The 20,249-nt window shown below is 70.4% G+C and carries 18 protein-coding genes; 3 read left to right on the plus strand and 15 right to left on the minus strand.

The genetic code is table 11. The annotated features are described in order from the left end of the window. Positions 1-72 precede the first annotated feature (72 nt). From RPQ07_RS34280 to RPQ07_RS34320, 9 genes are all read right to left on the minus strand, one after another. Positions 73-1,038 (minus strand): nucleoside hydrolase, encoded by a 966-nt coding sequence (locus tag RPQ07_RS34280; protein WP_313948140.1) that lies wholly within the window; start codon positions 1,036-1,038, stop codon positions 73-75. Between the two features lie 68 nt (positions 1,039-1,106). Continuing rightward, complete coding sequence (locus RPQ07_RS34285; RefSeq protein ID WP_313948141.1) at positions 1,107-2,309, minus strand: epoxide hydrolase family protein; 1,203 nt, start codon at positions 2,307-2,309, stop codon at positions 1,107-1,109. A gap of 214 nt (positions 2,310-2,523) precedes the next feature. Beyond that, positions 2,524-3,444, minus strand: a complete 921-nt coding sequence (locus tag RPQ07_RS34290) for a hypothetical protein (RefSeq protein WP_313948143.1) — start codon at positions 3,442-3,444, stop codon at positions 2,524-2,526. Between the two features lie 231 nt (positions 3,445-3,675). Further along, entirely contained in the window at positions 3,676-5,289 is a 1,614-nt protein-coding gene (locus tag RPQ07_RS34295) for an MFS transporter (protein WP_313948144.1), read from the minus strand. A 284-nt stretch (positions 5,290-5,573) separates the two neighbouring features. After that, positions 5,574-6,227 (minus strand): TetR/AcrR family transcriptional regulator, encoded by a 654-nt coding sequence (locus RPQ07_RS34300; RefSeq protein ID WP_313948145.1) that lies wholly within the window; start codon positions 6,225-6,227, stop codon positions 5,574-5,576. A gap of 298 nt (positions 6,228-6,525) precedes the next feature. Continuing rightward, on the minus strand, positions 6,526-7,743 hold the full coding sequence (locus RPQ07_RS34305) for an MFS transporter (protein WP_313948146.1): 1,218 nt from the start codon (positions 7,741-7,743) through the stop codon (positions 6,526-6,528). 280 nt (positions 7,744-8,023) lie between these two features. Continuing rightward, complete coding sequence (locus RPQ07_RS34310; protein ID WP_313948147.1) at positions 8,024-8,290, minus strand: DUF4235 domain-containing protein; 267 nt, start codon at positions 8,288-8,290, stop codon at positions 8,024-8,026. Then, positions 8,290-8,754: a DUF3618 domain-containing protein gene (locus tag RPQ07_RS34315; RefSeq protein ID WP_313948148.1), complete on the minus strand. Its 465-nt coding sequence runs from the start codon at positions 8,752-8,754 to the stop codon at positions 8,290-8,292. The genes RPQ07_RS34310 and RPQ07_RS34315 overlap by 1 nt, the downstream gene beginning before the upstream one ends. Continuing rightward, positions 8,751-9,170 (minus strand): phage holin family protein, encoded by a 420-nt coding sequence (locus RPQ07_RS34320; RefSeq protein ID WP_313948149.1) that lies wholly within the window; start codon positions 9,168-9,170, stop codon positions 8,751-8,753. Before RPQ07_RS34320 ends, RPQ07_RS34315 begins: the two co-directional genes overlap by 4 nt. Positions 9,171-9,640: 470 nt before the next feature. Between RPQ07_RS34320 and RPQ07_RS34325 the strand changes: the two genes are divergently transcribed. Continuing rightward, complete coding sequence (locus RPQ07_RS34325; protein ID WP_313948150.1) at positions 9,641-9,868, plus strand: DUF5133 domain-containing protein; 228 nt, start codon at positions 9,641-9,643, stop codon at positions 9,866-9,868. A gap of 87 nt (positions 9,869-9,955) precedes the next feature. Here the strand turns inward: RPQ07_RS34325 and RPQ07_RS34330 are convergent, their stop codons facing one another. From RPQ07_RS34330 to RPQ07_RS34355, 6 genes are all read right to left on the minus strand, one after another. After that, positions 9,956-10,153, minus strand: a complete 198-nt coding sequence (locus RPQ07_RS34330) for a DUF6381 family protein (RefSeq protein WP_313948151.1) — start codon at positions 10,151-10,153, stop codon at positions 9,956-9,958. A 196-nt stretch (positions 10,154-10,349) separates the two neighbouring features. Continuing rightward, positions 10,350-10,715: a PRC-barrel domain containing protein gene (locus RPQ07_RS34335; protein WP_313948152.1), complete on the minus strand. Its 366-nt coding sequence runs from the start codon at positions 10,713-10,715 to the stop codon at positions 10,350-10,352. A gap of 153 nt (positions 10,716-10,868) precedes the next feature. Next, positions 10,869-11,333: a hypothetical protein gene (locus tag RPQ07_RS34340; protein WP_313948153.1), complete on the minus strand. Its 465-nt coding sequence runs from the start codon at positions 11,331-11,333 to the stop codon at positions 10,869-10,871. Positions 11,334-11,590: 257 nt separating this feature from the next. Continuing rightward, positions 11,591-11,890 carry a DUF6355 family natural product biosynthesis protein gene (locus tag RPQ07_RS34345; RefSeq protein WP_313948154.1) on the minus strand — a complete coding sequence of 100 codons (300 nt, stop codon included), beginning with the start codon at positions 11,888-11,890 and terminating at the stop codon, positions 11,591-11,593. 133 nt (positions 11,891-12,023) lie between these two features. Further along, positions 12,024-14,486, minus strand: coding sequence for a SpoIIE family protein phosphatase (locus RPQ07_RS34350; protein WP_313948155.1), 2,463 nt, complete (start codon positions 14,484-14,486; stop codon positions 12,024-12,026). Positions 14,487-14,701: 215 nt separating this feature from the next. Beyond that, positions 14,702-16,117 (minus strand): RICIN domain-containing protein, encoded by a 1,416-nt coding sequence (locus tag RPQ07_RS34355; protein ID WP_313948156.1) that lies wholly within the window; start codon positions 16,115-16,117, stop codon positions 14,702-14,704. Between the two features lie 869 nt (positions 16,118-16,986). Here RPQ07_RS34355 and RPQ07_RS34360 point away from each other — a divergent pair. Continuing rightward, on the plus strand, positions 16,987-19,383 hold the full coding sequence (locus tag RPQ07_RS34360) for a SpoIIE family protein phosphatase (RefSeq protein ID WP_313948157.1): 2,397 nt from the start codon (positions 16,987-16,989) through the stop codon (positions 19,381-19,383). 198 nt (positions 19,384-19,581) lie between these two features. Further along, positions 19,582-20,196: a DUF4230 domain-containing protein gene (locus RPQ07_RS34365; protein ID WP_313948158.1), complete on the plus strand. Its 615-nt coding sequence runs from the start codon at positions 19,582-19,584 to the stop codon at positions 20,194-20,196. Positions 20,197-20,249: the final 53 nt, after the last annotated feature.

Raw genomic sequence — 20,249 nt, forward strand, 5'->3', positions numbered from 1 at the left:
GCCCGGCCATCGGCCGGGCCTCATCCGTGCGCGGGGATCCACCGCCCGGCGCCCCCCGGCCAGGCGCAGACCTCACGCGGATGCGGGCGGGCTCGCCGTCCGGCGCCCGAGCGTGTCGACCGCCGCGATCACCCGGTCCCAGAACAACTCGGTCTCCAGGTGCACGGCGACCCGCGCGTTCACCGGCCGGTCCAGATACTGATGGAGATCCACCACCGTCGCGCCGCGCGTGTACCGGCCGTGCAGTTCGACCGCGACGTGCGCGTCGACGCACTGCACGATCGCCGGGTCGATGACCCGTGCCACGGCGACCGGATCGTGCACCGGCGGCGAGGTGAAGCCCCACAGCCGCTGGTACGTGGAGGCGAAGTAGGTCATCAACTCCACGCACATATGGCCCAGTTCCGTGTCCAGTCCGTCGAGCCGCGCCAGTACGTCGGGGGTTGCCGGAGCCTGGTGCGTGACATTGAGACCGCACATCGTGACCGGCACACCACTGCGGAACACGATGTCCGCGGCCTCCGGATCGACATGGATGTTGAACTCGGCGGCCGGGGTCCGGTTGCCACGCTCCGTGGAGCCGCCCATCAGCACGATCTCGCGGATACGGGCCGCCGCATCGGGATACCGGGTCAGCAGGAGGGCGATGTTCGTCAACGGCGCCGTCGGCACCAGGGTCACCGGCTCCGGATGCCCGGTCAGGATCCGGTACATCAACTCCACTGCGTGCTCGGGAACCGTGTCCACCGTCGGTTCCCCGAACCGGGGGCCGTCCATGCCCGAGTCGCCATGGACGTCCTCCGCCACGAGAAGGGGCTGTACGAGCGGCTGTGCGCACCCCGCCGCGATGGGGACGTCGGTGATGCCGGCGACCGTACAGACACGGCGCGCGTTGAGCGTGGTCTTCTCCACCGTCTGATTGCCGGCCACGGTCGTGATGGCCAGCAGATCGATCGCCGGGTCTCCCGCGGCGAGCATGATGGCGATGGCGTCGTCGTGTCCGGGATCGCAGTCGATGATGATCGGAACGGGCGGCACGGTGCTCCTCGTCGTCAGAATCGGCAGCGTGTTCAGTGTGCCCCTCGGCCCGTCCCGCGGGGCGGACATCAGACCTGACGTCGGCCGGCCAGGCTCCGGAAGAACGCCCGTACGTCGCCGACCAGCAGATCCGGTACCTCCATCGCCGGAAAATGCCCTCCGCGGTCGAACTCTGTCCAGCGCACGAAGGTGTTCGTCCGCTCCCCGATGTGGCGCAGGGGAATGAAGTTGTCCATCGGGAAGACGGCGAGCGCGGTCGGCGCGTCCGACACGTCCGGCGGCATGCCCCAATAGGCCGCGTGTGCGCGCTCGTAGTAGATGCGGGCGGACGATCCGGCCGTACGCGTCAGCCAGTACAGCATCACGTTGGTGAGCAGGTGATCGCGGTCGACAGCGCCCTCGGGGTGTTCGCGCCTGTCCGTCCACTCGTGGAACTTCTCCGCGATCCAGGCCAGCTGGCCGACCGGGGAGTCCGTCAGTCCGTACGCCAGGGTCTGCGGCCGTGTCGCCTGGATGTCGGCATAGCCCTGGCGCTCGCGGATCCACACCTTGTTGCGCTCCCAGGAGGCGTGCGTCCGCTCGCGCTCCGCCGGGCTCAGGGCGGCCAGAACCTCGGCGCCCGGCTCCTCGGGCGCGGCCGCACCCGGCAGGAGGTTGAGGTGGACACCGATGACCCGGTCGCGGTGGATGCGGCCGAGCTCACGGGCGATGGCCGCACCCCAGTCGCCGCCCTGCGTGCCGTACCGCTCGTAGCCCAGGCGCGCCATCAGCTCGCCGAAGGCGGCGGCCACCCGCTGGAACTCCCAGCCGCGCTCCTTCGTCGGCCCGGACAGTCCGAAGCCGGGGATGCTGGGCATCACCAGGTGGAAGGCGTCGGCCGGGTCGCCTCCGTGCGCCCGCGGATCGGTCAACGGGCCGGCGACGGCGGCGAACTCCACGACGGAGCCCGGCCAGCCGTGCGTGACGATCAGGGGTGTCGCGTCCGGCTCCGGGGACCGGAGATGGGCGAAGTGGATGGTCGCCCCGTCGACCGTCGTGGTGAACTGCGGCCATGCGTTGAGTGCGGCCTCCGCCGCCCGCCAGTCGTACTCGTGCCGCCAGTACCTGACGAGCTCCCGCAAGTGACCGAGCGGGACTCCGTAGTCCCAGCCTGCCCCGGGCAGTTCGTCCGGCCAGCGGGTGCGATCCAGACGTTCGTGCAGGTCGTCGAGCTCGCTCTGCGGGATGTCGATACGGAAGGGGCGGATGCTGTCGTCGTTCGAGGTCGTCACGGCGACGGATGCTATCTCTGTGCTGCGGCCGTCTGTCGACGCATTTTCAGCAGACTCCCACGGGCGCCATCCCAGGTCGGGCGGCGATCCGGGCCCGTCGACCGCCGGGGGCCGGCCGGAGCCGGGGTCGTTGGCGGAACCCGGAGGCGGTCGGCACCTGGTCGGTGGCGGCTCGGGAAGCGGCGCGCGCGGCCACCGGCGGCCGCACCGGGGCTCATTCGGGGGTCTGCGCCGCCGGCCGTTCGGCCGCTTTTCTCGCCGCCGACGCCTCGCGGCGCGCCGACTTCGCGGCATGCTCGGCCGCCTTCGCGGTGTCGCGCGCGGTCCGTGCCTCCGCGCGGGCGTCCTTCTGCTTCCGCTGGGCGGCCTTGAGTTCCCGGGCCAGTTCCGACACCCTTTCCTCGGCCTCGTCCCGCGCGCTGTCCGCCCGATCCCTCTCCGACTCGGCCTCCCGCTGCTCCGCCTCCAGGGCACTCGCCTTCTCTTCCGCGGCTTCGGCGGTCTCGGCCGCCTTCCGGGCCCGGTCGACCTGCTTGCGCTGTTCCCGCTCCTCGGCCCACGACCGCGTCTGCGTACGGGACTGTGTCCGCTTCTCGGGCTTCGCCGGGCGGCCCGGCGGCGTGGCCGACTTCTCTCGGGGAGGCACCGTGGTCTGCACCGCCCCGGCAAAACCCACGGCCGCGCTCAGCGGCCTGGCCAGACGTCCCGCTGCCCATTCCTCGGCAGCCCGAGGATCGGCGAGCACGGCATGCAGCGTGTCCTCGATCTCGCGCTGCGCCGCCTCGCCGACCGACTGGCCGGCCGCCTCCGCCAGCTTCCGCGCTTCCCGGGCCAGCGCACCCACGAGAGCGTGCTGCTGCCGGCCGAGCTCCCTCAGCTGCCCACCGTCGAGCTGCTGATGGGCCTGGCGCAGCCCTTCCCCCAGGCTGATCAACGGCTGCACCTTCTCCGGCTGCTGCCGTACGAGAAGGTTGCAGGCCCAGGCCGACAGCGTCGGACGCCGCAGCTCCTTGATCTGTGCGGCCAGTTCGCGGTCTCCCGCTGTGCGGGCCCGGGCCGCGCGCTCATTGCGCGCGGCCGTGAAGTCCTGGGGCAGCAGCTGGTACAGCTCGTCGGTCACGCTTTCCAGATCCACGGTCCTCCAGCGGGCGCTGCCCCCGTGATCGATTCTCCCACCGCCGGACCGGCGTCGCTTCTGGAGCCCGGCCGGGAAGGGAGCGCGGTCGAGGGGCGGCGACCGCGGGCGTCGGGGTTCCGGGGAGTGAACTGCCTCTCCCCGGAACCCCGACGCCCCCTGAACTCCGGAGCCCCGACGGACGCCCCTGAACTCCGGAGCCGGCCGCGGTCCGTCTCACCGCCGGACGGTTCAGCCGACCGTCGTGGTCTCCTGCTCCGGCGTCTTGGCCGCCGCCTCCTTCTCCGCCGCGGCCTTCCGCCGCTTGCGGCCCGGCAGGACGAACAGCACGAGCAGCGTGCCCGCGCCCATCGTGATGCCTCCGACCAGGCTGGTGCTCGACACGGCTTGGGCGAACGCCTGGTGGACGGCGTCGAGGAGCGCCTGTGCCTGCTGGGGCCCGACGGCCGGGTCCTGGGCGAGGCGCTCGGCGACGGCGAGTCCTCCGCCGACGGAGTCCGTCGCGGTGTCGAGGGCCGCGGCGGGCAGCCGACTGCCGACCAGGTCGGTCAGCTCGCTGCGATAGGTGGTCCCGAGCAGCGAGCCGAGGACGGCGATTCCCAGTGATCCGCCGAGTTCGAGTGCGGTGTCGTTGGCCCCGCCGCCGACGCCCAGTTCGTTCTCCGGGAACATCGACATGATGGTGTCGGTCGCGGGGGATACGCTCAGCCCGATCGCCACACCCAGCAGCACCAGGGGCCCGACGAAGTCCGTGTATGTGGAGTCCATGTCGATCAGCGTCAGCAGAAGGACGCCGACGGTGCCGATGACCATGCCGGCCACCACCGTTGTCTTCATGCCCAGCTTGGGCGTGAGGCGTCCGGTGAGAGCGGCACCCACGAACACCGCGCCGGCGAGCGGCAGAAGACGTACGCCGGTGTCCAGCGCTCCGTAACCGAGCACGAACTGCAGGTGCTGCGTGGCGTAGTAGATCGAGCCGAAGGTGCCGAAGAAGAAGAACAGCACGGCGAGCATGGAGCCGCTGAAGGAACGGATCCTGAACTTGCGTACGTCCAGCATGGGCTGCGGATGACGCAGCTCCCACAGGACGAAGAGCAGCAGGCCCACGGCGGCGACCACCGCGGCGGCGACGGGACCGGTGCCCCAGCCGAAGTGGGGGCCTTCGATGATCGCGTAGACGAGTGCGGCGATCGAGACGATGGACAGCAGTCCGCCGCCGAAGTCGAGCCGTCCCATGCCCTCCGCCTTCGACGGCGGGATCAGCGTCAGGGCTCCGACGAGGGTGAGGACCACGATGGGGACGTTGATGAGGAAGGTGGAGCCCCAGGCGTGGTTCTCCAGCAGCCAGCCGGCGACCAGCGGGCCGACCGCGATGGCGAGGCCCGATGTGGCGGTCCAGGCGGTGATGGCGCGGCCTCGCTCCTTGCGGGGGAACGTCGCCACGAGCAGGGACAGCGTGGCCGGCATGATCACGGCGGCCCCCACACCCATGATCCCGCGGGCGGCGATGACCAGCCCGGTCTCGTCGACGAGGCTTCCCATGACCGATCCCGCGCCGAAGATCAGCAGACCGACGACGAGGGCACCCCGGCGGCTGTACTTGTCGCCTATCGCGCCGAGGACCAGCATCAGCGCCGCATACGGCACGGTGTAGCCGTCGATCACCCATTGCAGATCACTGCTGCTCAGGCCCAGGTCACGGGTCATGTCCGGGGCCGCGACGATCAGTGACGTGTTGGCCATCACGATGATCAGCAGGCTGAGACACAGCACCAGCAGCGCCCACCAGCGCCGCGCATAGGGCGTGTCCATCCTGTCGACCGGCGTCTTCGCGAGGAGAGGCATCGTCTGGTCTTTCGAGGGAGGGGATGGGGGGAGCACAGCTATTTGCACGCTCATGTGCAGACTAGTTACTTGCACAGGCGTGTGCAAATGGGCTGCCCGGGGGAGGTGGCGCGCCGGTGCCGGGGCAAGGTGGCGCACCTGTGCCGGAGCGGTGTGTGGACGATGCCGCCCACGCTGAAGCGCGGCTGGTCGCAGCCGTACGGCGTGGGTGAAAAGGCCCCGAGAGGGGTGGGTGAAAGGCCCCGAGCGGCGTGGGTGGACCTGCCCTGCTGGGGGTGGGGGGATCAGAGAGTGTCGTCGGGCTCGATGACGACGTCGATCGACTCCGCCAGTTCACGCACCACGGTCTCGGCCCGCTCCGTCGGCACACCGGCGGCGATCAGCGTGGTGACCGCGGTGGCTTCCGCGTTGTCCTTCCAGGCCTGCGTGTTGAGGCTCTCCAGCAGGGACAGCGTCAGGGCTTCGAGCGCGGCGCTGAGGACGTCCGGCGGAACATGGGCGTGGAAGGTGCCCGCGGCCTGGCCCCGGTCGAGGATGCCGGTCACTTCCCGGCGCGCGGGCGCCAGTACGTCGGTGACGCGTTCCATGCCGAGATCGCGTCGTGCGAGCGAGAGCAGCATGCGGTAGCGGTCGCCGATGGGCCACATGGTCAGGAGGAAACGCGCGAAGGCCCGCTCGGGGTCCTCGGACGGAGCGGTCGCGACGTCGACCGCGGTCCTCAGCACGCCCGCCGCCTCGTCGGCGAGGGCGTCGAGCAGTGCGGTGCGGCCGGCGAAGTGACCGTAGACGGTACGTCGTACGACCCCCGCGGCCCGGGCGATCTCCTCGAGGGTGGTGTCCGGGTTGAACGCCAACTCGCGGCGTGCGACGGCCAGGATCCGCGCCCGGTTCGAGCGGGAATTGCTTCGTTGCGGCTCGCGGGCGGCGGGCTTGGTCACGGCGGTACCCCGGGGGACGGGCGTCCTCGGACGGGAGGACGCGGTCGGTGTCACCATGCTTGCACAGCCCTGGGCAGACACCCTCGCACCCACCGGCGCTGCGGCTCGTCGATGGACCACCACGAACGCCCGCACCCCCGGCGGCCCGGCCCCCCGGCCGGGCTCGCCTTCGTCCATGGGTGGCGCGCTTACTGTACCTCGGCACAGTAGGAACGGGGCAGGTCGTGCGGGGGTTTCCGGCGGTAAACACCGCACGTCCGGCCGTCGTTCGCGAAGCCGTGCACCGTCGTGGTCGCCCTCACCTCACCGATCGCGCCATCGCGAACGCAACCACGACGTACGGCACGGCGAACAGCGCGAACAACGCGCCGTGACCGGTGTATTGGGACGCCGTGCCGTAAGCCGCGTACATCAGCAGCGTCGACACACTGGTGCCCAGACCCGCCAGCGATGTCACGGTCGCCCGGCTCGGCCCGGTGATGGCCGCCTGCAACCGGGCGTCGGCGACCACGTCGGCCATCTGGAACACCAGAAAGGCCGACGCGAGAAGCAGAAAGCCGTACGGGCTGCCGGACAGCGCGCCCACCGCCATGACCAGTCCGGCGACCGCGACGGCCGCGCCCATCGTGCGCACCGCCAGACGTTCGGCGCGCGCGGCCAGCAGGCTGCCGAGTGTCACACCGACCCAGACGGCCAGGACGAGAAAGGGCACGTCCCGCGTCGATGCCCCCGTCTCCATGGCCAGCAGCGGCACATACTCGTCCAGCGCACCCCACACCGTGGTCAGGAGGATCGCCATCAGCAGAGCGTTGCGTACGGCCTTGCTCCCGCGGACCTCGGCCAGACCGGTCCTGAGCGTCGCCGCGTAACCGCCGTCCGGGGCGTCGTCGTCCTGCCCCGCCGAGTCGTCCGACCGGTGCTCGGGCAGAAGGGCCGCGGCACCGGCGCACAGCACACACGCCACGACACTGGCCGTGCCCAGCGCCGCGTAGCCGCCGAGGGCGAACAGCGGGCCCGCTGCCGCGGTGGCCACCGCCGTGGCGGCCATGCTCACCGCCCCCGCGCGGCCCATGAGCCCGACATAGCGCGACGCGGCACCGAGCCGGTCGAGCTCCTCATAGACGAGGGCCTCCTGCGCTCCGGAACGCAGCGCACCGCCGGTGCCCCAGAGAACGAAGCCGACGGCGAAGGCCCCGTATGACGGGGCCACGACCCACAGGGCGAAGCCGGCAGCCGACAGCAGCGGCCCGATGATCAGCAGCAGACGGCGTGAGACCACGTCGGCCCACACGCCCGAAGGCACTTCGAGCAGCAGTCCGGTCAGCGACCAGATGGCGAAGAGGGAGGAGATCTCGGCGGTGCTCAGGCCGTGTTCGGCGAAGAGCAGTGCGTAGACCGGGTAGAGCAGGATCAGATCCTCGAAGCCGGCGGACACGAGGAGCGTCCGCTCCAGCCGCCGGATCTGCGGGCCGGGCACGCGGGTGCGTGCGGGCACGCCTGAGGTGGGAAAGAGCATCGAAGGTCCTTCTGCGAGCGGAACGGTTGACGGCGTCGGCGCTCGTCCCGTGGGCGGCGCTCGACAGCCCGTTCCGTGCGGACCTTCAGTGGTGGATCAATGTCGTCGTCGGTTCATGCCCTCAGTGTACGAAGGCGGCCGACGTGCGGCACGGGAATTCTTCCCGAGGCGACGGGGTGCGACCGGGCACGGCGGGAGCGTGCACACAGGCCCCCGGACCCGGGCTGTCCGGGTGCCCGACTGCTTCACGCAGTGCGCCCCGGGCACCCGGACAGCATCCTCAGCCGGGCCAGGTGCCCGTCAGCCGGTGGGTGGCGGTCGCTCCGCCGCGGTCCACCGCGGCCTTCACGACGGCGAATATCGCGCCCTGCAGAGCGGCGGCGATCAGCACCTCGCGCCATGAACGGTCCTGGTCCGTGGCGTCGGGGGCGTCGTCCTGACGCCCGATGGCCTTCCACGCCTGCTTGAACGCGGCGCCCGCGATCATGCCGCTCACGGCACCCAGAGCCATGCCGACCGGCTTGTACGCGATCTTCGACGCCTTCATCAACGGTTCCTGCCACGGCGCTTGACGGCGATCAGCACCAGCGCGCCCGCGGCGGCGGTGAGCAGCAGCGGCCCCTTGCGGCGTCGCGCGACGTCGCCGGCCTGGCTCGCCTTGTCGGTCACCGCGTCCGGCGTCTTCTCCTGGAAGGTGTGCGCCACGGTGGCCACGGTCTCCGCGATCTGCGCCTTGGCCTGAGCGGCCTTCTCGCGCACCTGCTCGGGTGTCTTCTCCTGCGCGATGTGCGCCACGCGGGCCGCGGTCTCCTGTACCTGGGCCTTGCCCTGTGCGGCCGCGTCCTGGACCTGCGTCTTCGCCTTGGCGGCCTTCTCCTGCGCCTGACCCTTCACATCTGCCTTTCCGGCCAGCTTCTCCACGGTGATGCCCAGTTCCTCACGAGTGCCCTCCACCTGCCGACGCAACTCGTCGGGGGTGGGGGAGTCCTTCGGGCCGGTCTTGCCACTCATCGGTGTGCACTCTCCTTGATCGCGGCCACATCGGCCTTGACGCTGTCGATCGCCCGCTCGGGAGTGGGCGGTGTGGCCATACCGACCTGCTTCTTGCCCATCGCCGCGAGAACCGCCGCGATGACGAACAGCACGCCGGTGATGATCAATGCGGCCGCCCACAGGGGCAGGACCAGCACCAACGCCGCGATGGCGGTGGCAGCGAGGGCCTGCAGCCCGATGAACGCCACGATGCCGGCGCCACCGAACATGCCGCCGCCCTTGCCGAACCGCTTGCCCTTCTGCGTCATCTCGGCCTGCGCCAGCCGGAGCTCCTCGCGGACGAGCTGCGACAACTGCTGCGACGCCTGGGAGACCAAGTCGCCCACTGATTCCTTGGATTCGCCGTGCTCTACGCGGCGCTCAGAGATGGTCACCGCTGCTCACCTTCCCTCCTCGCTTCGTCGGCGGGGTGTGCTGTGCGGTCGTCGTACCGAGATCTCGCGCCCGGCCGGGCGCTGAAGCGCGGTTCATGACCCCACCGCTGCTTCGCTGCGGGTACCCAGGGGGAGGAGACCCATCCCTCGGGAGGACCGACGGCATGAACAGAGCTGCCGCGGCACCTTCCCGGCGCCCGCGGCAGCTCTGTGTGCACCGCGCGTGACGCACGGTCGCGGACGTGCTTGGTGCCCCGAACACGCGATCCCGCCGGAGAAGGGGCGCTCGATGCATGGCCCCGTGCCCACCTGTGGCGCCGAGCGCTCGGGTCAACCCCCGGCCTGTGACGGCCTGTTGTTTGCCCGTGTTCAACAACCGTGTGGAATGCATGGGTTTCGCAGGGGTACGCGGCTGACGAGCGGGACGTCGGGTCCCCCATGACGGAGCATGACGGAGAAGGAGCCCTGCCGTGCTGATGGCCCACCCCGCGGTACTACAGAACCTCATCGAGCAGTACGAGACGCTGAAGGTCCTGCACGCCGAGGCCGGAAGCGCGGAGGTCCGGCGCCGCATGGACGACGTCGCCTACACCCTGTGCGTCTCCACCGGTACGCGGGACGTGGACGCCGCACTCGTCGCCGCGCGCCACCGGCTCCCTGGCGCCCGCCCGCAGGACGACTCCCTGCTCAGCGTCTGAAGCAGGTCGCCCGGCGTCCGACGTACGTCCCGGGCCGCGGGCCCGGGACGCACCTCCCGCAGGACAGTGCGCCGTGGAACGACGGATCTACACGTCGTTCCACGGCGCATATGCGTCCTGGCCGCCCATGCCGGGCTGCTCGCTCTGCTGCTGGAGCCGGCGGGCCTTGTCCTCCAGCCGTTGCCGCAGTTCGGGATCGGTGGTGCGGGCGGCGGCCGCCGACAGTTCGAGGGCCTTCTCCCGCAGCTGGCGGGCACGGCCACCGGATTCCTTCGCCACGCTCATGGACAGCCTCCCTCAACTCGTGCAGACGGATGAGATCAGCGAAACAGCGAGCCCGCGGCTGCGCATCTCCAACTGTCACTCTCCGCCGTCTGCGCAGCTCACGACCGCACTCGGCACCGGGTCACCACAGCGCGCGGGGGCGAAGGGCGGTCTGCCCTTCGCCCCCGCGCGCTGTGGGACGTCTCCGTCGGTCCGCTCAGATGCCCTGCGCCGCGTCGAGTTCCTGGTAGTAGCGGCCGACCGACGACAGATACGCCATGTCACCGGTCTCGCTGTCCCGGGAGAACAGGGGCGCGCTCTTGATCTCGTCCCTGGTGCGTCCCAGGAAGACCTTCTGCGCCTCGACGTCGATACGGGTCACCAGGCCCGCGGGGATCAGGACGCTCTTGCCGAACACCCACACGCCCGTGTCGACGACCAGATGCTGCACACCCGTGTCGTCCTGCTGCCTGTCCACGTGTCCGACCACGCCGTCGGACGCCTCGACGACAAAACCTGTGAGGGACAGACCTGTTGAATATCCGTCGGCTGCCGAATAGCTCCAGATGCTGTTCACTGCCATCTCCTGTCCCTGTACCTGGAGGAAAAAGCGGCCGGGGCGCGCGCTGGAGGAGACCAATCCTGTACGCGCGCTCCGGCCCGCAGACCCCGGCTACCCCGTCGCGGGAAGCGCACGCTCCCCGATCACCGGGCAGGCCGGTGGCAGCGGAAGATCTCAGCCGACCCTTGTGTACGTCACATCGAAGTCCGGCGTCCAGGTCTCGCCGTCACGCGATCCCTCCCAGCCGCCACTGATCGTGCCGCCCCCGTCGTCGATGGTGGCGGTGAATCTCTGGTGGAAGCCGGGCGCTGCCCGCCACTGCTTCCACACACCGTCGTTCACACTCGTCCGGTAGACGCGGGCGACACCCCGGCCATCGGCATACAGCGTCGTGAACTCGTCGGCCGTGTCGTCGTAGCCGGTCAGCGTGACGGTGGGGAACGGCAGATGCGGACCCCACTCGGCGGGAACGGCCGAATCCGGCCCCACGTCCGCGCGTTGCACGAGAACGACCCCGCCCTCCAGCCAGGAGAACTCGGTCCGCACCGGCCCGGCCCGGCGCCCGAGGGCCCACATGTCCCATACGCCCACGAGCACGTCCAGGCGGCGCAGCGCGGAATGAGGTGTCGGTTGCCGCATCGGGCCTCTCCTCGTCTGGGGATCGGTACCTGCGAGATCAGTACCCAGGAGTGGAGACCGGACCGGACGGCCGGACTCATCGCTGTCTCACGCCCCGTACCGAAACGACCCCGTACCGAAACGACCCCGGTGCCGGTGCGCCTCGGTGGCGCAGCGTTCCGGTACCGACGCGTTCCGGTACCGAAGCGTTCCGGTGGCGATGCGTCGCCGTACCGAGGGCCCGCCGCTCGCGCCGCGGGCCCGGTGCCCGAAGGGTGTCAGCAGGTGCGTCCGGTGTAGAACGCGCCGTCGATCTTGCCGGAGGATCCGAGCCAGGTGGTCCCGGGCGCCACACAGCGCTCGTAGTTGGGCCCGAAGACTTCCACCTCGACGATCACGCGGGAACCGTCGCTCGTGCAGTGCTGGTAGTAGGCGTCGCTGGACGTCTCGTAGAACCCGCACGGGTTCATGCGGGCCGTTCCCGCGGCCGGGGCCGCGGGGGCCGCCGACGCGGTGGTGGCGCCGAGGACGAGGGCAACGGCACCGATGACGACCGACAGGGAACGGCGCATGACCATGGATGTCTCCTACTCGAAAAGGTGATGCCCGCAGCCGAAGGGCTCGGGTCCACAGAGAGGATCCATGATCACGAACGGTGTGCTGTTCGAACTCCCCCGAACGGCGGCAGGAGTTCACACCGTCGGGTGTCCGCTACGCCTTCGGCGGCGCGTTCATCTGCTCGCCCGGTGAGAGCGCGATCTCTGCCCACACCTGCTTGCCGCCGGCGAACGGCACCGAACCCCAGGCAGTGGACAGTGCCTCGACGATGAGCAGTCCGCGACCGCCCGTCGCGTCCAGGTCCAGGGTCGTCGGCCGGGCGGGGGAGCGGGGTGAGGAGTCGTTGACGGCGATCCTCAGCCGGTCCTGAGCGAGCGTCAGGTCGAGCCGCACCTGCCCCTGGGTGTGCGCGATCGCGTTGGTGACCAGTTCCGAGACGATGAGGAGAGCCACGTCCATCTCGTCCACCGCCTCCCAGCCGCGCAGGGTCCGGGCGGTGAAGCGGCGGGCGTGCACGATCGCGTCGGGGAGCCTCCACACCGTCCAGCGCGCCCGCTTCGGCCGTATGAGCATGCCGTCGTAGCGCAGGAGCAGCACGGCCACGTCGTCGTCCCGCCGGTCGACGTTCCCGAGGAGGTCGTCGGCCGTGCGTCCCGTGTCGGACGGATCCGCGGCGCTGAGCAGCGAACGGAGGCGGTTCATACCGTCCTCGAGCGGCAGGCTCGCCGACTCGACCAGCCCGTCCGTGAGCAGCGTCAGCACCGTGCCTGGAGTCAACCCCGCCTCGGTCATGGGGAACTGAGCATCCGTCATGACGCCGAGCGGTGGGCCGCCCTGGACGTTCAGTTCGTCGGTGGAACCGTCCGGGTACCGCAGCAGGGGCTGAAGATGGCCCGCCCGTACGAAGAGGGCGATGCCCTCCTCCATGTCCAGGTCCACATAGCAGCAGGTCGCGAAGAGGTCGGTCTCCATGCCGATGAGCAGCCGGTTCGCATGGCTGACCACGACGTCGGGCGGATGTCCCTCCACCGCGTACGCCCTGATGGCCGTGCGCATCTGTCCCATGATGGTGGCCGCCTCGGCACTGTGCCCCTGGACATCACCGATGACGAGTGCCACATGGCTGTCCGGGAGCGGAATGACGTCGTACCAGTCGCCGCCCACTTCGAGCCCGACCGTCGCGGGCAGATAGCGCGCCACGGCCTTGCCGCCGGGCAGCACCGGAAGCTTGCGGGGCAGCAGACTGCGCTGCAGCGTTCTGGCCAGCTCGTGCCGGGCGTCCAGCACATGGGCGCGCATCAGGGCCTGGCCGACCAGACTGGCGGTCGCCGTCAGCAGGGACCGTTCCTCCGGGCCGAACCGGTGCTCCTGGTCCCAGCCCACCAGACAGGCTCCGACCATCCTGCCGTCGGCCAGCAGCGGCAGCACGGCGAGACCGCCGGGTCCGATGTTCGCGAGTCCGGGTTCCAGATCGGCGCCGGGCAGCCACACGGAGACCGTGCCCTCGCGCAGCGCGCTCCTGAGGGTGGGCAGGGCGCTGCTGGCCGCGTCGGGCCACTCGGACCGCCACTCCGATCTCCATACCTCCGGCCAGGCGTCGGGGTCGGGCGGATCGAGGATGGTGACGACCAGGCGGTCGGCCTCCAGCTCCGCCACGGCGACCCGGCTGGCGTCGAGCGGTGCGCGCAGAGCCGCGACCACGACCTCGCTGACATCCCGGACGGTCGTGGCGCCGGCCAGCTTGGCGGACAGCCGCTGCACACGGGACACCTCGTCGGCGTTGGGCCGCAGATAGGAGGCGTCGGCGACGACACCCAGCATGCGTTCCGGCTTGCCGTCGGGCGAGAGCAGCATCCGGCACCGCAGGCCGAGCCAGCGGAGCTCGCCGTTGGGCCGGCGGATACGGAACGCCAGTTGGTGGTCCGTGGACGACGACCGCCCCGGCTCCACGATCGACATGAGCGCGGGCACATCATCCGGGACGGCGCAGGCGAGGAGTGTCTCCGCGCGCCCGTCGAAATCCTCGGCAGCGACGCCGAGCAGTTCCAGGACCTGGTCGTCGGCCTTCATGTCGCCTGTCTTGAGCACCAGCGTGAAGGCGCCGCTGCGGGGTGGGAACAGTCCGGCACCCCGACGCGGACGGACCTTCGGCTGCCGCTTCACGACCTGTGTGTCGAGCGCTTCGATCCCCGCCGCGACCTGATCGGCGTACAGCTCCAGCAGATGCCGGCAGTCCGTGTCGAAGCCCTCCGCGGAAGCACCCACGACAACGAGGCAGCCGAGCTTGCTGGTGTGGCCGCCCAGGGGAAGGGCGCCCAGCGATGTACTGCTCGGCCAGGCCTTGACGCATTCCGCGAGGACGGTGTCCGGACCGGGCGTCGCGTCGCCCGCCCGCGCGTACTCCGTCAGCTGCGCCGGGCCGAGCCATCGGATGCGGTCGTCGCGGAAGGCGTCCGCGATCGGCGACCTGCCGGAGAGGTAGAAGGCCTCGGGCAGTGCGCAGATATTGTCGGGCCCTTCGACCACGTCGGCCAGGTCGAGCCGGCCGTCTTCCCCCGAGTAGAGATAAACGGCTGCGAAATCGGCCCCGCAGAAAGCAAAACCCTGCCTTGTCAAGGCTGCATCGCCTCCCAGGAAGCCGTGGCCGCGCCAAAGGTTCGTGGCGTAGAGATACCCGCTTGGCCGAGATCGAGCCCTCGCCGTGAGCGCCTCACTCTATGCCGGGATGTCCGTGGTGGAAGGGCCGAACGAGCAGCTCTGTGATGACCGGTCATCAGAATATGACCTCTGTGGTCGGAAACGGACAGTGAGGCCGGACAGGTGTGCGACGTTCAGGGGGTGAGAGCGTCGCTTCTCCATTGCTGTGTCGCGGACGACGACTGGGCCGGTTTGAGAACCACCGCGGTGTACGCCGTCCGGTCGACGGGGACCACCGCGAGTCCCTGTTCCTCGCGGGGTACGAGCAGCCCGTCGGGCGACAGATCGAAGGGCGAGGCCGCCTCGTCGCCGCTCTGCGTGCTGCACGGCGAGAGCTGGAGCCGGAACGAGGTCCGGTGGAACGCCAGGCACAGGTCGTCCGTCCCGGCATTGCGCAGCAGACCGGCCGCGTCGAACTGCCAGCGCTGCGTGGGCTGCGTCGAACAGGGCGCGGTGACGGCCGTGGCTCCGGATGTCGCGGGGGAACGCGCGTCGAGGCACAGACTGGTCGCGGCGTTGCGGAAGCGGGCCGACGGGGCGGCGGAGGGACCGGGCGCCGGTGCCGTCGCGGACGGGGGTGCGGACGGAGCCGGGGAGGCCGAGGACGGCGAGTCGGCCGGGAAGAGGAAGAAGCCGGCCGCAAGAGCCGCGATGACAACGTTTCCGGCGATCACCAGCGTGAGGACCGGGCGCTGCCGGGCCTGCCGCAGGACGAGTCGCGGCTGCGAGCCGGGTGTCCGGTGCCTGCCGTGCTCCGGGAGCGGATCGCCGGCGGGGACGGCTCCGCCGGTGGTTGCGGTGCCGGCCTGCCGGGCGGCCAGATAGGCGTCCGCGCCGAATTCGAGCACCGCTCCGGCGAGGAGGCGGCGCAGCCGTCCACCGGAGTGGTCGAGCTGATCCGCGGCCCGGCGGCAGAAGGCGCAGCTGTCCAGATGCTCCTGGAGGTCGGCCATCATCGGCACTCCGGGACGGCTCGTGTAGACGTCGAGGAGCCGGTTGTACCTGCGGCAGTAGTCACCGCCCAGATTGAGATGGGCCTGCTGGCACGCCGTGCGCAGGAGCACCCGGTCGCGCTGGAGTTCCACCCGGGCCGCGGCCGGGTTCGGGCTGCCGATGACGGCGGACGTGCCGATGTCCTCGGCCTCCACCTCCGCGTGCCACAGACGTGCCTGCGCGCGTTCCGGCAGCGCGTTGAACGCACGTCGCACGAGGTTGGTGTGCTCGGGACGGGACTGCGCCCCCGCCCTGTCTCCGGGCAGTTCGCGCAGACCCGGCTGGAGGGTGAATCTGCGCTCGTCCCCGGCCCATTCCCTGGCCGTCTGGAGCACGGCGGTCAGCAGCCGGATGCGCCACGGACTGGCGGGACCCGGGGCATCTGAGCCGGGGCTGCCGGGGGCACCGGGGGAGAGGTCGCCGATGGTGCGGAGGAATGCGCCGCCGGCTAGTTTCTTCGCGCTCTCGGGAGAAACGGTGCAGATGTACGCGTAGTCGAGAACTGCCCGCCAATGGTGGGCCAGCAGGCTCGAGACGGATATCCCATTCGTCTGCACCTTTTCCGAGCCAAGGGAGGGATTCCCGTCCGGAATCGGAGATTCGCCCCCGGAGGAGGCGGATGGCCGCGGAAATTCTTTCACCCTTGCGCCCCCATTGGTCTGTACTATTGCCCGGCGCGGCGGAAAGCAGCGGACCGGCCTGGGTGGGGCCTTGGTCGGGGATGGGCTGCTCCGCCGTCCGAGCTGCACGTACTGCGTGGCTCGTGGGCACAGAGTGCACTAGATCGCGCGCCTGGGCAATCCCGACCTTGACGCCGCGCCGGAATTGTGGTGTTCGCGGCTGCGTCCTTTTGTCGAGCTGACCCGGGAGTAGTGATTTGTGGTCCGATGTTTCGGTGCACCGGCTTGTTGAGAACGAAACTATCGAGTTCTGTGAATTACCTCACCGGTAAAGATCCGGCCACCATTGGCGATGATTGTCACATGCAGACACGTGCCTCATCGAGATGCGTGGATGATCCTGTCACTCGTGCGAGTGAACAATGAGGCGCAGGGATGCGATTGGGGGCTCATCCAAGCTATGCGGCCAGGTGTTGGAGCGCGGTCAGTGTGCCCTCTCGGCGCAAGCCCTGGGAGTGCGAGGACTTCTGACGCTCCGTCACCGTTCAGCGGCTGACCCTGCCCAGGTCGGAGGACTGTGCCGCGCCTTTTCGAGCCCGCCTGGATTTTCCGCGCGACCCCGCTCCACCGCCCGATCCGCGACCCGTGGGCGTCTGCTCACGGCGCCGGCGTCCCACCCCGCGCCGCCGCCGGGGCAGTCGGCCGGCCGTAGGGGCGAAAACGGTCCGGGCAACAGAACCATTGCGCTTGTGCCGGTCTCGGTCAGGGCGGATTCTGGAGGCAATGAATCGGGCTGGTGTGGCGCCATGAGCGATGGGAATGCGACGAAGGGTCCCGACTTCCGTGGTCCGCTCGACGTCACCCGAGCCGCCACGGCGGTTCTCGATGCCCACGACACCGTCGTCGGATGGAGCCGCGCCGCCGAAGAGCTCCTCGGATACACCCAGGACGAGATCATCGGCCGGCCGCTGGACGCCTTTCTGTCGCCGCGGCACCCCGCCGAGGTCCCTGCGGCCGAGTCCGGACCCGGTTCCGGCACACCCAGCGGCACCGAGATCCGTATCGCCCGGCATCGCGACGGCCGCAGCCTGATGGTCGCCACCGCTGTCTGCACACTGCCCGGTGGCGGCCCGGCGGCCCGCGTGCTGGTCGCGACCGATCTGGAGGGCCTGAGGCTCTGGGAGTCCCGGCTGGCGCTGCTCCAGGGCCTCGCCACGCAGTCACCCGTGGGCCTCGGCATCTACGACACGGAGCTGCGCCTCACCTGGTGCAACGCCGCCTACGAACGGGAGATCGGGCTGCCGTTCGCCGAGTTCCGCGGCCTGCGGGCCGATGAGCTGTACTCGGAGGGCAGGTTCATCACCGAGGGCGATCCGCACACCCTCGACGAGGTCATGCACCACGTCCTCGACACCGGTGAACCCATCCTCGACCTCCACTTCCGTGGCCGGCCGCCCAGCGACCCCGGACAGGAGCACCTCTGGTCCTGCTCGTACTACCGCCTCCAGGATGCCGACGGGCATGTCTTCGGCGTCTGCGAGGACGCCTTCGACATCTCCGACCGTTACGAGGCGCAGCAGCGGCTGGCCCTGCTCGTGGAGGCCGGGCGCAGCATCGGGACCGTGCTCGACGTCGTCCGTACGGCCGAAGAGGTCGCCGAGGTGGCGGTGCCGGATTTCGCCGACACCGTCACCGTCGATCTGGCGTCCGGCGTCCTGGAGGGCGAGGAGCAGGGTCCGGGCGGTTCGGAGGCCACCGCTCTCGTACGGGTCGCCGCCCGGCCCGAACCGGCCTTCGGCCCCGACGACCCGGCACGGACGAAACCGCCGGCCCCGGTCGAGTATCCGACCGGTTCGCTTCAGGACCGCAGTCTCTCCTCCGGCGGGCTGGTGCTCGAGGACAACACACTGGTCGTGCCGCTGCGGGCCGGGGGGAACGTGCTCGGGCTGGTGACCTTTGCGCGCCAGTCGCCCTCGGCGGCCTTCGACCGCGGCGAAGTCGCGCTGGCGGACGAGCTCGCGGCCCGTACGGCCGTGTCCATCGACAACGCCCGGCGCTTCACCCGGGAACGCAGGGCTTCCCTCGCCCTCCAGCGGCAGCTGCTGCCGCAACATCTGCCGCAGCAGTCGGCCGTCGACCTGGCGTACCGCTACCTGCCCACCGACGACGTGACCGGTGTCGGCGGTGACTGGTTCGATGTCATCGCGCTGTCCGGCAGCCGGGTCGGACTGGTGGTCGGTGACGTGGTCGGGCACGGCCTCCAGGCGGCGGCCACCATGGGACGCCTGCGGACGACGGTGCGTGCGCTCGCCCAACTGGACCTGACACCGGACGAGTTGCTCACCAGGGTCGACGATCTGGTGGGGCAGTCGGCCGACGAGCCGTCCGCGGGCTCCGGCGCGCAGGACCCTCCGCACGACGACGCCACGGGAGCGACCTGCCTCTACGCGGTCTACGACCCGGTCACCCGGCGTTGCACCATGGCCCGGGCGGGACATCTGCCGCCCGCGATCGAGGCGCCCGACGGCCGTGTGTCGTTTCCCGCGCTGCCGGCCGGGCCGCCGCTGGGTCTCGGAGGCCTGCCCTTCGAGTCCATGGACATCGAACTCCCGGTGGGCAGCCTGCTGGCGCTGTTCACGGACGGTCTGATCGAGTCACGCGACCGCGACATCGACCAGGGTCTGGACGCTCTGGGCAGGGTGCTCGGTGAACGACGGGGGAGTCTCGAAGAGCTCTGCGACCGCACGCTGTCCGAGCTCCTGCCGGGCGGTACGACGGCCGACGACACCGCGCTGCTGCTCGTCCGCACCCGTGAACTCGGCCCCGGGAAGGTCGTCGACTGGGAACTCCCGGCGGAGGCGGTGGCGGTGGGTCACGCCCGGGGGCTCGCCGCCGAACAGCTCCACGAATGGGGCCTGGACGACCTGGTGTTCTCGACCGAGCTCGTCGTCAGCGAGCTGGTCACCAATGCCATCAGGCATGCCGAGGGGCCGCTGCATCTGCGGCTCATCCTCGACCGCTCGCTGCTCTGCGAGGTCGCCGACACGGGCCACACCTCGCCCCATCTGCGGCACAGCGCCGAGGACGACGAAGGCGGGCGCGGACTGTTCATCGTCGCCCAGCTCGTCCACCGGTGGGGCACGCGCTACACCCCGTCCGGCAAGACGATCTGGACGGAGCAGCCCTTCCCGTCCGAGGGGTGACAGCGCGTCGGACGGCGTGCTGCGGGTGGCATGAGGGGACCATGAGCAGGGTGGGCACCGGCCGGCGGGAGCGGTGCCGCAAAGTGCCCGCGGTGCGCGACTGCCTCCGCCCTTCGGGGGAACCCGGAGCCCGTGAAGACACTTACTCGAGCTCCTGAGAAGCAGCACCCCACGGGGCGCTCGCCGGTGCCGTGGTGGGTGAAGGTACCCGTCGCCCTGCTGGTCGTCCTGGTCCTGTTCGTGCTCGCCGGACGCTTCAGCCTGGTGCCCGGCCTCGATGACGTCTTCGGTGAGGAGACCAAGGACCGATCGGGTCCTGCCGTACTCAAATCCATTCAGGACATGAACCGTTACGAGGGCGCCGCCGGCAACTTCCAGATCGTCGTCGACCTGGAGAAGGACGCCAAGTTCCTGCCGGACGCCATCCGGGGCACCCGCACCCTGTACGTCGGCGCGGGCACGGTGAGCGCGTACGTCGATCTGAACCGGCTCGGCGACAAGAGCGTGACCGTCAACGAGGACCGGACCGAGGCCACGCTGCGCCTGCCGCACGCCCGGCTCGGCACCCCGGCCCTGAACGCGGACCGTTCGTACGCCGTCTCCAAGCAGCGCGGACTCCTCGACAGGCTCGGCGACCTCTTCTCCGACAACCCGGCCGACGAGCGGGCCGTGCACCGGCTCGCCGCCCAGCGCATCGGTGAGGCCGCCAAGGAAAGCGAGCTGAACGTACGCGCCGAGAAGAACACCACGGCCATGCTCCAGGGCCTGCTGCGTTCCCTCGGCTTCCGCCAGGTGACCGTGACCTACGGCTGACGAACCCGATCCGTGCCGCCGCCCGGCGCCTTGGCGCGCCGGGCGGCGTAGTG

The sequence above is a fragment of the Streptomyces sp. AM8-1-1 genome (genome assembly GCF_032229325.1).
GTDB classification, from domain to species: domain Bacteria; phylum Actinomycetota; class Actinomycetes; order Streptomycetales; family Streptomycetaceae; genus Streptomyces; species Streptomyces achmelvichensis.

Coding starts and splice junctions, on each gene's coding strand:
- RPQ07_RS34315 (WP_313948148.1), bottom strand. CDS start 8,754: ATGAGTGGCAAGACCGGCCCGAAGGACTCCCCCACCCCCGACGAGTTG.
- RPQ07_RS34345 (WP_313948154.1), bottom strand. CDS start 11,890: ATGGTCATGCGCCGTTCCCTGTCGGTCGTCATCGGTGCCGTTGCCCTC.
- RPQ07_RS34295 (WP_313948144.1), bottom strand. CDS start 5,289: ATGCCTCTCCTCGCGAAGACGCCGGTCGACAGGATGGACACGCCCTAT.
- RPQ07_RS34330 (WP_313948151.1), bottom strand. CDS start 10,153: ATGAGCGTGGCGAAGGAATCCGGTGGCCGTGCCCGCCAGCTGCGGGAG.
- RPQ07_RS34335 (WP_313948152.1), bottom strand. CDS start 10,715: ATGGCAGTGAACAGCATCTGGAGCTATTCGGCAGCCGACGGATATTCA.
- RPQ07_RS34360 (WP_313948157.1), top strand. CDS start 16,987: ATGAGCGATGGGAATGCGACGAAGGGTCCCGACTTCCGTGGTCCGCTC.
- RPQ07_RS34305 (WP_313948146.1), bottom strand. CDS start 7,743: ATGCTCTTTCCCACCTCAGGCGTGCCCGCACGCACCCGCGTGCCCGGC.
- RPQ07_RS34340 (WP_313948153.1), bottom strand. CDS start 11,333: ATGCGGCAACCGACACCTCATTCCGCGCTGCGCCGCCTGGACGTGCTC.
- RPQ07_RS34310 (WP_313948147.1), bottom strand. CDS start 8,290: ATGAAGGCGTCGAAGATCGCGTACAAGCCGGTCGGCATGGCTCTGGGT.